Genomic DNA, 10,998 nt, shown 5'->3' on the forward strand with positions numbered 1-10,998 from the left:
TTATAATTAGTTATAATTAGATGTGTCAAAACGAAAGGGGATTTTTTTATGAATAAATTTACATTACGTTCTATTGGGGCACTTATACTTTCTTTCCTTCTTATATTTAGTGCTGCTTGTACAAGTGGGGAAAAGAATACAAAGTCAGCTGCTAAAGAGGATAAAACAGTTGAACTTACTATCTCAGCTGCTGCAAGCTTACAAGATGCATTAAAAGAAATTGAAAAACAATATAAAGAAAAAGAACCAAATATTAAACTTTCTTTTAACTTCGGTGCTTCTGGAGCACTTCAACAACAAATTGAACAAGGTGCACCTGCTGATTTATTCTTCTCTGCAGCAGAAGATAAATTCCAAACCCTTGTAAAAAAAGGATTCATTAATGAAAAAGAGGGGAAAAATCTTCTTGGAAATGAACTAGTTCTAGTCATCCCTAAAGATAGCTCTCTTACAAAATTTCAAGATTTAAAAGATGAGAAAATCAAAAAAATTGCACTTGGTACACCTGAATCTGTACCTGCTGGAAAATATGCAAAGGCTTCTCTAACACACGAAAACCTTTGGAATGATGTTCAAAATAAAGTCGTATTTACAAAAGATGTTCGCCAAGTGTTAACATATGTAGAAACAGGGAATGTCGATGCTGGTATCGTATACAAAACAGATGCTCTCATTTCAGATAAAGTAAAGATTGGTGAGACAGCAGCAGCTACTTCTCATGAGCCAATCCACTATCCTTTAGGTGTTATAAAGGAATCTAAACATAAGAAAGAGGCGACTTCATTTTATGAGTATTTGCAGTCAAAAGATGCACAATCTATCTTTAAGAAATATGGATTTACAGTCCTGTCGTAATTACTATGAGCATTGATGCTATTATATCGCCTGTCTTTCTATCTTTAAGAGTAGCTGCTTGCGCCACTATTCTCGTTACAATTTTAGGGACGATTGTCGGGCGAGTATTAGCTCGCTCCTCATGGCGATATAAAGTACTATTAGAAACCATTTTTTTATTACCAATGGTACTTCCACCAACTGTTATCGGCTTCTTTCTCATTATCATGTTTGGAAACAACAGCCCGATCGGAAAGTGGATCGAATCATTATTTCAGCAGTCTATTATGTTCACATCTACTGCTGCGATTATCGCTTCTACAGTTGTTGCATTTCCGCTTATGTACCAATCAGCAAAAACGGGATTTTCTATCGCAAATGTACAAATTGAAGAAAGTGCTCGTGACCTTGGCGCAAGTGAATATCAAGTTTTTCTGCACGTTACACTTCCGCTCGCATTTCCTGCCTTACTAAGCGGGATGATTTTGAGCTTTGTCCGCGCGCTCGGTGAGTTTGGTGCTACACTCATGTTTGCCGGGAATATTCCTGGTAAAACACAGACAATCCCAACTGCAATTTACATGGCCATTGACGCAAGTAATATGCAACTCGCCTGGACACTTGTGATTATCACTATTAGTATGTCACTCGCATTTCTCCTATGCATTCAGCTTATTAATAAAAGAATTAGTAATTCTTAAAGCAGCTTTTTTTGAAGCTGCTTCTTTATTTCTTAGGAAATAAAATATACCATCGGGAAATAACTGAATTTTACCTTTTATTGAAATATACATTTTATTTGAATTCACTTTCTAAAATAGGCAATTTCCTGTTATTATATGGAGGTGTTTCAAAAAATGAAGAAATGAAAACGCATTTATATCGTAAGTTCTTCATCCTGTTTTAGCGATCGGTAATCTTCTACTCTATTAGTGGGGCATTACCGATCGTTAGAACGATATGTAATTATATTGGTATAGAAAACCGAAGGGAGTCTTGTAATGGACATTTTATTAGCGCTTCTTCCTGCAATTGCATGGGGAAACATCTTATTAGTAAGCGTAAAAATGGGCGGTGGTGCATATAGCCAAACGGTAGGTATGACAATCGGTGCTCTATTCTTCGCAACAATCATGTATGTATTTACTCAACCAGCTTTAACAATGACAGTCTTAATTGTTGGTTTTATTTCAGGTTTATTCTGGGCTTTAGGACAAGTAAACCAATTAAAAACAGTTGAAAAACTAGGTGTTTCAACTACTGTAACGATTTCTACTGGCATGCAACTTGTTGCAACTTCTATCTTTGGGGTTATCGCTTTCCGTGAGTGGACTACTACTACAACGATCATTCTGGGAACGATTGCAATCCTATTAATCGTAGTTGGTGTTGTATTCACATCATTAGATGATAAAGAAAATGCTCAGCCACCAGGACAATTGAAAAAAGGTCTTCTTACTTTAATTGTTTCTACTTTCGGCTATCTTGTATATGTAATTATTATTCGTTGGTATAATATCGACGGTTGGTCTGCTATTTTACCACAAGCAGTTGGTATGTTTGTTGGTGCGGTTGTACTGACGTCTAAACATAAACCATTTAACAAATATGCAATCCGTAATGCTTTATCTGGTTTACTATGGGGAACTGGAAACTTATTCTTACTTCTTTCATTACCACGTGTTGGAGTAGCAACAAGCTTCCCATTATCTCAAACTGGAATCGTTATCTCAACATTCGGCGCAATTGTCTTCTTAGGTGAAAAGAAAACAAAACGTCAATTGATCTTTATTGCACTAGGTAGTGTTTTAATTATCGGCGGCGCTGTATTACTTGGTATGACAAAAGCATAATCTTATATTCTATTAGTAACCCCCTGAAGCATATATGCTTCAGGGGGTTTTTTAATTCTAATTATTTTCTAGATATAATTATTTGTGTGTTCTTGCCCCTTATAATTACTCTTCCACTCTAGCAAACCAGCTACACATATAAAGAGATTAATAACAGCTAATATTAGCATGACGTATAAACCAGTAGAAATATAAATTACAACGCTAACTACATTATATAAAATCCATAAATGCCAGTTTTCTAATATTTTTCGACTTAACATAAATTGAGCCACTAGTCCCAATACAGCATTTAAAGCGTCTAAATATGGACTTGTTGACTCTAAATAACGGACTTGATAATAACCCCAACCAATCCAAGCAACTAAAATAAAACTTATATAAAAAGTCCACCCTTTCAAATCTAAACGAACTGTTGCTTTTACCTCTCCCTCCCCACTTCGTGCAATCCAATAATACCAACCATATACATTAAAGATAAATTGAAAAGCAGCTAATACTGCCATTGCATATAAACCTTGTGTAATAAAAATGTATAGAAATACCGCAACAGTAATCATGCCAAATAAAAAGTTGGATACTTTTTCTCTCGCTAATAACCAAACATTAATGATCCCCATAATTGATGCGAAAATTTCAATATAACTCGATTGAATATACAATCCAACTAATACACAAATAATACTAGAAACAAGTAAAAAAAGTGGACTTCTAACCATATTTATCTCTCCCCAGATGTGTAATAAATTCCCTATCACCAGTATAAGGAATAGCCCTTTCCTTTACCATGAATTTCCGCCTTCTCATTATCCATTCCATCTACGGTAAGTCTTTTCTTTTTACAAAATTCTCTTAAAGATGATATCGTTTTTATAACATATCTCTACTAGAAAGGAATAAAGGATATGCCTAACAAACATCGAATTTTATTTATTGGTGCTGGTCGTATGGCAGAAGCTATATTTTCCGGATTACTTAAAACAAGCAAAGAGTACATCGAAGAAATTATCATCTCTAACCGAAGCAACGTAGAAAAGTTAGAACAATTACAAAGGCGATATAATGTGTCTATTACAACGGATTGGAAGCAGCATATTACATCTGTCGATACGGTTGTTTTAGCAATGCCACCTTCTGCTCATGAAGAGTTATTAGCTGAGCTATCTCCGTTAATATCAAATCAACTTGTCGTAACAGTAGCAGCTGGCATTGGACCATCTTATTTAGAAGCTAGACTCCCAAAAGGCACGCCTGTTGCTTGGATTATGCCTAATACAGCTGCTGAAATTGGAAAGTCTATCTCCTTATATACAATGGGACAATCAGTAAACGAGATGCATCAAGAAACCCTGCAACTGCTTTTAAGAGGTATTGGTACTTCGCAACTTTGTACTGAGAAAGAAGTCCATCAGCTTACTGCAGTTACTGGAAGTGCACCAGCCTTCCTTTATTACTTTGCTGAAAGCTTAATTGAAGCAACAAAAAGTTATGGAGTCGATGAAGAAACCGCAAAACATCTTGTCATTCAAATGATTTCTGGCTCTGCTTCTATGCTCGAACAAACGCAAGATCCAGCTAACCTCCGCGAACAAGTAACAACGCCAGGTGGTTCCACAGCTGAGGGTCTCAAAACTTTATACGAATATAATTTTTCAGAGGCAATTCAAAAAGCAGTAGAAGCAACAAACAAAAAAGCTAGGGGGAAATAATATGATTTTAACAAGTTTAAAAGACTATACAACATTACATAACGGTGTAAAAATGCCTTGGTTTGGTTTAGGTGTTTTTAAAGTAGAAGATGGTTCAGAAGTAATTGATTCTGTAAAAGCAGCAATTAAAAATGGCTACCGCAGCATCGATACTGCAGCAATCTATCAAAATGAAGAGGGCGTTGGACAAGCGATTCGTGAATCCGGTGTTTCACGTGAAGAATTATTTATTACCTCAAAAGTATGGAATAGCGATCAAGGATATGAAACAACACTTCAAGCATTTGAAACTACATTAGAGAAATTAGGTCTAGAATATTTAGACTTATATTTAGTACATTGGCCTGTAAAAGGGAAATATACTGAATCATGGAAAGCATTAGAAAAACTTTATAAAGATGGCCGTGTTCGCGCTATCGGTGTGAGTAATTTCCACATTCACCACTTACAAGACGTATTTGAAATTGCTGAAATTAAGCCAATGGTCAACCAAGTGGAATACCACCCACGTTTAGCACAAGAAGAGTTACATGCATTCTGTAAAGAACATAACATCCAGCTTGAAGCTTGGTCACCATTAATGCAAGGACAACTACTAGATAATCCAACGTTACAAGAAATTGCGACAAAATATAATAAATCAACTGCGCAAATTATTTTACGCTGGGATTTACAAAACGAAGTTGTAACAATCCCTAAATCAATTAAAGAACATCGCATTATTGAAAATGCAAACATCTTCGACTTTGAATTAAGTGCTGATGATATGAAAGCAATTCAAGCTTTAAATGAAGATCGTCGCGTTGGTCCAGATCCAGATAACTTTAACTTCTAAGCGAAAAACCACTGCCATATGCAGTGGTTTTTTTATTTAAGAAAACTGAAAATTTAAACTATATTTCATTTGGTTGACACTTCATTGTTCAAGGTGTAAGATTTTGAATTATCAAAGAAAAACAAAAATTAATAAAATTTATTCGTTTACTCATTGTATCAAGAGAGGTGGAGGGACTGGCCCTTTGAAACCTCGGCAGCAGGTTCATTTTGAATACTGTGCCACTTCCTGCAAGCTTTATGCTTGAAAGATAGAATGAGGGACTTCGTTTATATACGGGTGCATAACTTGTACGTAAAAATCCCTCTTTCTCAATATGAAAAGAGGGATTTTTTATTTTTCATTTCCCTCATCATCATCCAAACTTAATTATTTAGGAGGAAAATCAAATGAAAAAGAAGTTTGTACCCGGTATTGCATCAGTTGTAGGAGTAAGTATTTTATTAACTGGTTGCGGTAGTTATAAAAACGAAGCAAGCGGAGCAAATGCAAAAGACGAGGCACCTAGTAAACAGGTTTTAAATTTATCTTCACCTACTGAAATACGAACAATGGATACGGCCCGTGCTACAGATACTGATTCTGGTCAAGTAATGAGAAACGTATTTGAAGGTTTGTATAATCTTAGTGAAGGTAACAAACCTGTCCCTGGCGTTGCAAAATCTCATGAAGTAAGTGGCGATAAAACGAAATACACATTCCACCTGCGAGATTCAAAATGGTCAAACGGCACTCCTGTTACAGCGAAAGATTTTGTGTTCGCTTGGCAGAGAGCCGTAGATCCAGCAACAGCCTCTGAATACGCATTTCTATTCTTTGATATTAAAAATGCAACAAAAATTAACAACAAAGAACTTCCAGCCGACCAACTTGGTGTAAAAGCAGTTGATGACCATACTTTTGAGGTAGAATTGGAACGTCCTGTTCCGTATTTTATTAGCTTAACAGCGTTCCCAACATTTCTACCAATTAACGAGGAATTCTTTAAAGCACAAGGTGATAAGTACGCTTTAGAAGATAATACAATCTTGTACAATGGAGCTTTTACACTAAGCGATTGGAAGCACGAACAAAGCTTTAAATTTAAGAAGAACCCTACCTATTGGGATAAAGATACTGTCAAACTAGAAGAAATCAATTTTAACGTCGTAAAAGAAAAATCAACAGAAGTCAATTTATTCGAGTCAAAACAATTAGACCGTATAAAACTAACATCTGACTTCGTTGATAAATATAAAAAAGATGCCAACTTTAAAGAACGTCCAAACGTAGGCGTACAATTTTTACGTATGAATCAACAAAACAAAGTACTTCAAAACGTTTCTGCACGCCAAGCAATTGATCAAACAATTGATAGAAAATCCTTTGTAAATACGTTATTAAATGATGGCTCTACACCAACATTTGGTCTCGTTCCAAAAAACTTTGCAAAAGGACCTGAAGGAAAAGACTTCCGTACTGCAAACGGCGATTTAACAAAAGTTGATACAAAATCTGCACAAAAGTTATGGGAAAAAGCTAAACAAGAGCTTGGTTCTGAAAAGATAACATTAGAATTATTAACGAGTGATGCTGACCTTGATAAGAAAACTGGTGAATTCTTAAAAGGACAACTAGAAAAGAATTTAGATGGCTTAACAGTAAATATAAAACCGCAACCGCGTAAGCAACAAGTTTCGCTTTTATTAAAAGGTGACTACGAAATCGGAATTGATGGCTGGAGCCCTGACTTTGCGGATCCAATTACATTCCTTGAGCTATTTACAACGAATAACCCTTATAACTTAGATCATTACTCTAGTAAGGAATTCGATGAAACAATAGCAAAAGTGAAAACAACTTTAGCTGGTGATGAAAAAGCTCGCTGGGAAGCATTACTAGAATCCGAGAAAATATTATTTAAAGACTCTGTTATCGCTCCTCTTTACCAAAAAGGCGAATCTTATTTAGAACGTTCTTATGTGAAAGGAATTGTACAAGTAGACTTTGCAGGTCAATTAAACTTCAAGTGGGCAAAAATTGAAAAATAAAGTAAAACCGTAATAAGTGGGGGTTCTTCATCCCCACTTATTATTAGCCCTCACCAATTGTTTTTTTAGCAAAATATATTAAAAGTAGGTTCTCTCACACAAGAGAATCTACTTTTTTAATATATTATTCCAAGAAATTAACATTCTATTTTTATTATTGACATATAGTTCTTTCCAGTGTTAATATTCTAAATAATCAAAGAAACAAAATATTTCACCATCAAAATATAATGTCTACTACGTTGAAACATATAACGATAGATTATAGCTCAACATGTATATACATATAGAACACCTGATTACCTATAAACAAATATTTATAATAGGTTTTATCTCCTTCTATAGCTCTACTTCAAGACATGGACATTATGACGTTACGAACAACACATTTAGGGAGGAACGAACAATGAAGAAAAAAGTTGTACCTGTTGTTGCATCTGTTTTAGGGGCAAGTCTATTACTAACTGCTTGTGGGGGAAATAAAGATAATGCAAGCGGAGCGAAAGCAAACGATAAAGTACCTGATAAACAGGCAATTAACTTATCATTCGCTTCAGAAATTCCAACAATGGATGTTGCAAAAGCAACGGATGGGGAATCCATGAATGTAATGCGAAATGTTTTTGAAGGTTTATATGCAATGGGAGAAGATAATAAACCGATTCCTGGTGTTGCTGAGTCGGTCGACATTAGTCCCGATAAAACAAAATATACATTCCATCTGCGTGATTCAAAATGGTCAAACGGTACTCCTGTTACAGCAAAGGACTTCGTCTTCGCTTGGCAACGTGCCGTAAATCCTGATACAGCAGCTGAATATGCATTCTTATTCTTCGATATAAAGAATGCGAAACAAATAAACCAAAAACAATTACCGGTTGATCAATTAGGTATTAAAGCTGTTGATGACAAAACTTTAGAAGTACAACTAGACCGTCCTGTTCCTTACTTCTTAAGCTTAACGACATTCTCAACATTCTTACCAATTAATGAAGATTACTTAAAGTCTCAAGGCGATAAATACGGTTTAGAAACAAATCATTTAATTTACAACGGTGCTTTCACATTAGATAACTGGAAACATGAGCAAAGCTTCCAATTGAAGAAGAATCCTAACTATTGGGATGCTAAAACTGTAAAATTAGAAGAAATCAACTTCAATGTCGTTAAAGATAAGTCTACAGAAGTTAACTTATATGATTCAGGACAAATTGATCGCGTTGCTTTAACTGCGGAGTTTGTTGATAAATATAAGGGCGATCCAAACTTCAAAGAACGCGCTGAAGTTGGCATTCAATTTTTACGACTAAATCAAAAAAATGAAACATTAAAAAATCAACATGCACGCCTTGCTATTAACGGAGCAATGAATAAGAAAGCATACGTAGAAACAATTTTAAATAACGGTGCTGTTCCAGCTGAAGGAATGGTTCCTGCGAAATTTGCAAAAAGTCCTGATGGCAACGACTTCCGTAAGGAAAATGGAAATCTAGTGAAAGATGATGTGAAAACAGCGAAAGAAAACTGGAAAAAAGCGAAGCAAGAACTTGGTACTGACAAAGTAACAATTGAACTCTTAACAAGTGATAATGCTTTAGCTAAAAAGACTGGTGAATATTTAAAAGGTGAACTAGAAAAGAACTTAGATGGATTAACAGTGAATTTAAAACCACAACCACGTAAACAGCAGTTAAAACTACTGTTAAGTGGTGACTATGAAATTGGTATTGATGGCTGGGGCCCTGACTTCGCTGATCCAATTACATTCTTAGATTTATTTACAACAGATAGTGCTTATAACTTCGATAAATACTCTAACAAAGAGTACGATGAGCTCATTCATAAAGTGAAAACAGATTTAGCTGGCGATGAAAAAGCACGCTTTGAAGCAATGAAGCAAGCTGAAAAAATTCTATTACAAGACGGCGCTGTCGCTCCTTTATACCAACAAGGTCGTTCTTACTTACAACGCTCTTTCATTAAAGGACTTGTAACAACTGACTTCGGTGGTGAGTTTAACTACAAGTGGACAGAAGTTGCAAAATAATAAGTAATAATAAAAAGGTATCCAATTGAAGGATACCTTTTTATTTTATGCTTCTTTAATTATAGAATTACTTCTCTTTACCATCCCTTTTATACCTATGGTAATTCCTGCTACCCATTTTGTAACTAGTACAATAAGTAATAATACAATAATATTTCTCTCCCAATCAACTTCACCAAATATTATTGTATGATAACCGTCTGTTACGGGAAATCCCCCTAATCTAGTGATAAATATTTGCGTATCAATAATAAGAAGGCAAACAAAACGATTATCAATTCTCTTCATAGCTCTCTTTTTGCATTGAACCAAAACTCATCATAAATATAAACACAAACATCAAATATGTTCTCCACGTCAAAGAAGGTATATGCCCTGACCAAAGATAGCTAATCAAATAGTTAATCCCCATAATACAAGAAGATACTACTAAACTAATGCTTATTAGTTTTACATATTTGAACATATCTTTTCTCCTTACTTTTCTATCTCTTCAAATTGCAGATTTACCGGCTCTTCTAGGAGTGTTTCATAAAAGTTTTCAGCCAAATCTGTTGAAGGAATTTTTCCATCTACTCGCATCCACAATCCTGCCCAATCTCTTACGCTTTCACTCTTAACAAACGCTGTAAAACGTAATCTCTTCCCTACATATTTATCTGCTCGGAACATTTGCATTAATGTTGAAAATCCTCCGTGCGTAACATTCTCTTTTGCTTTTATGTATGCAGATACTTTCCCTTGATGGACAACTTCATAATCTAAACCCATCTCATATTCAGCAGGATGACTTCCACTTAAGATCCATCCTTTCGGTATACCTTTTTGCATTGAAACACCCTCTCCTCTTTCTATATAAAATGACTGGAAGTACTTTCGATATTTCTTTGGTGGCAATTGAAACATTCTTTTAAAAGCTCTTGTAAAGGCCTCTTGTGAGGAAAAACCATATTGCATTGCAATATCAATAACAGGTCTTTCAGTCGATACTAAAGCCTGTGCAGCATGAGTTAATCTTCTCTTTCGAATATAATCCGTTACACTCATCCCAATATACCTTTGAAAAATACGATGAAAATGGTACATCGATACCGCACTGCGAGATGCCACTCTTTCTGTTGTAAGCTCCTCATGTAAGTGATTCTCTATATATTCAATTGATTTTTTTATTATCTCTTTATATTCTTCATGCATTTTAGTCCCTCCCTCACAACTTCAATTTACCATATACATACAAATCATTTTTGATTTAAATTGCGGATTAATCCTTGAAGCTACAAGTCAAAATTTTATTTTCAACACATACATAATTACATGATTTTAGGAAAAACTTGTATAGAACAAATTTACATAAGGAGGAATTTATAATGAGAATTTTACTATCAGTTTTATTAGCTCTTATGCTAGTACCTGCATTAACAGGATGTAAAGCTCCTGCAAAGGAAGACACGACTTCTAATAAAAAGACTACAGAAGAGGCAAAGAATGAAGCCCCTGCTGATTTAAAACTAAATTTCAATGAATTCGATTTAAAGGCAGACTACCAAGATACTAAGAAAGACTACGAAGCAGACTATAAAAATGTAGCAGCTGATAAAAAAATGGAAGCAAAAATTGAAGATCATAAAGCAGATGTAAAATTAACAGGAGATGAGGCTATCACAAAATTAAGCCCACTTCTACAAGAATT

12 protein-coding genes and 1 riboswitch are annotated in these 10,998 nt (G+C 35.0%); of the genes, 8 read left to right on the plus strand and 4 right to left on the minus strand.

Features of this window, described 5'->3' with window-relative positions; all coding sequences use genetic code 11:
• Window positions 1-48 precede the first annotated feature (48 nt).
• The 3 genes from modA (at window position 49) to MR170_RS28110 (ending at window position 2,687) form a co-directional block, all read left to right on the plus strand.
• Window positions 49-855: a molybdate ABC transporter substrate-binding protein gene (modA, locus tag MR170_RS28100; protein ID WP_242310240.1), complete on the plus strand. Its 807-nt coding sequence runs from the start codon at window positions 49-51 to the stop codon at window positions 853-855.
• A gap of 5 nt (window positions 856-860) precedes the next feature.
• Complete coding sequence (modB, locus tag MR170_RS28105) at window positions 861-1,535, plus strand: molybdate ABC transporter permease subunit (protein WP_029441445.1); 675 nt, start codon at window positions 861-863, stop codon at window positions 1,533-1,535.
• 300 nt (window positions 1,536-1,835) lie between these two features.
• Window positions 1,836-2,687, plus strand: a complete 852-nt coding sequence (locus MR170_RS28110; protein WP_000353546.1) for a GRP family sugar transporter — start codon at window positions 1,836-1,838, stop codon at window positions 2,685-2,687.
• A 68-nt stretch (window positions 2,688-2,755) separates the two neighbouring features.
• On the opposite strand, the gene pnuC is transcribed toward MR170_RS28110, so the two are convergent.
• Window positions 2,756-3,406 (minus strand): nicotinamide riboside transporter PnuC, encoded by a 651-nt coding sequence (gene pnuC, locus MR170_RS28115; RefSeq protein ID WP_016083980.1) that lies wholly within the window; start codon window positions 3,404-3,406, stop codon window positions 2,756-2,758.
• A gap of 186 nt (window positions 3,407-3,592) precedes the next feature.
• Here pnuC and proC point away from each other — a divergent pair, with 186 nt between their 5' ends.
• The 4 genes from proC (at window position 3,593) to MR170_RS28135 (ending at window position 9,308) form a co-directional block, all read left to right on the plus strand.
• Window positions 3,593-4,396 (plus strand): pyrroline-5-carboxylate reductase, encoded by an 804-nt coding sequence (proC, locus tag MR170_RS28120; protein ID WP_242310242.1) that lies wholly within the window; start codon window positions 3,593-3,595, stop codon window positions 4,394-4,396.
• A 1-nt stretch (window position 4,397) separates the two neighbouring features.
• A complete protein-coding gene (locus MR170_RS28125; protein ID WP_000604196.1) occupies window positions 4,398-5,231 on the plus strand; it encodes an aldo/keto reductase in 834 nt (277 codons plus the stop codon).
• 152 nt (window positions 5,232-5,383) lie between these two features.
• A riboswitch (SAM riboswitch) is annotated at window positions 5,384-5,488 on the plus strand.
• A gap of 132 nt (window positions 5,489-5,620) precedes the next feature.
• Window positions 5,621-7,261 (plus strand): peptide ABC transporter substrate-binding protein, encoded by a 1,641-nt coding sequence (locus MR170_RS28130; RefSeq protein WP_242310244.1) that lies wholly within the window; start codon window positions 5,621-5,623, stop codon window positions 7,259-7,261.
• Window positions 7,262-7,667: 406 nt separating this feature from the next.
• Complete coding sequence (locus MR170_RS28135; protein ID WP_043937312.1) at window positions 7,668-9,308, plus strand: peptide ABC transporter substrate-binding protein; 1,641 nt, start codon at window positions 7,668-7,670, stop codon at window positions 9,306-9,308.
• 45 nt (window positions 9,309-9,353) lie between these two features.
• Here the strand turns inward: MR170_RS28135 and MR170_RS28140 are convergent, their stop codons facing one another.
• The 3 genes from MR170_RS28140 to MR170_RS28150 are packed head-to-tail and all read right to left on the minus strand — an operon-like array spanning window position 9,354 to window position 10,502.
• Window positions 9,354-9,596 carry a hypothetical protein gene (locus MR170_RS28140; protein WP_016083985.1) on the minus strand — a complete coding sequence of 81 codons (243 nt, stop codon included), beginning with the start codon at window positions 9,594-9,596 and terminating at the stop codon, window positions 9,354-9,356.
• Complete coding sequence (locus MR170_RS28145; RefSeq protein ID WP_016083986.1) at window positions 9,583-9,774, minus strand: hypothetical protein; 192 nt, start codon at window positions 9,772-9,774, stop codon at window positions 9,583-9,585. The genes MR170_RS28140 and MR170_RS28145 overlap by 14 nt, the downstream gene beginning before the upstream one ends.
• Before the next feature lie 11 nt (window positions 9,775-9,785).
• Window positions 9,786-10,502, minus strand: coding sequence for a helix-turn-helix domain-containing protein (locus MR170_RS28150; RefSeq protein WP_242310246.1), 717 nt, complete (start codon window positions 10,500-10,502; stop codon window positions 9,786-9,788).
• A gap of 173 nt (window positions 10,503-10,675) precedes the next feature.
• On the opposite strand from MR170_RS28150, the gene MR170_RS28155 reads away from it, so the two are divergent.
• Window positions 10,676-10,998: YusW family protein (locus MR170_RS28155; RefSeq protein ID WP_242310248.1), on the plus strand; the 323-nt coding region annotated here is incomplete at its 3' end.

This window comes from Bacillus cereus group sp. BfR-BA-01524 (assembly GCF_022662595.1).
Taxonomy (GTDB): domain Bacteria; phylum Bacillota; class Bacilli; order Bacillales; family Bacillaceae_G; genus Bacillus_A; species Bacillus_A thuringiensis_S.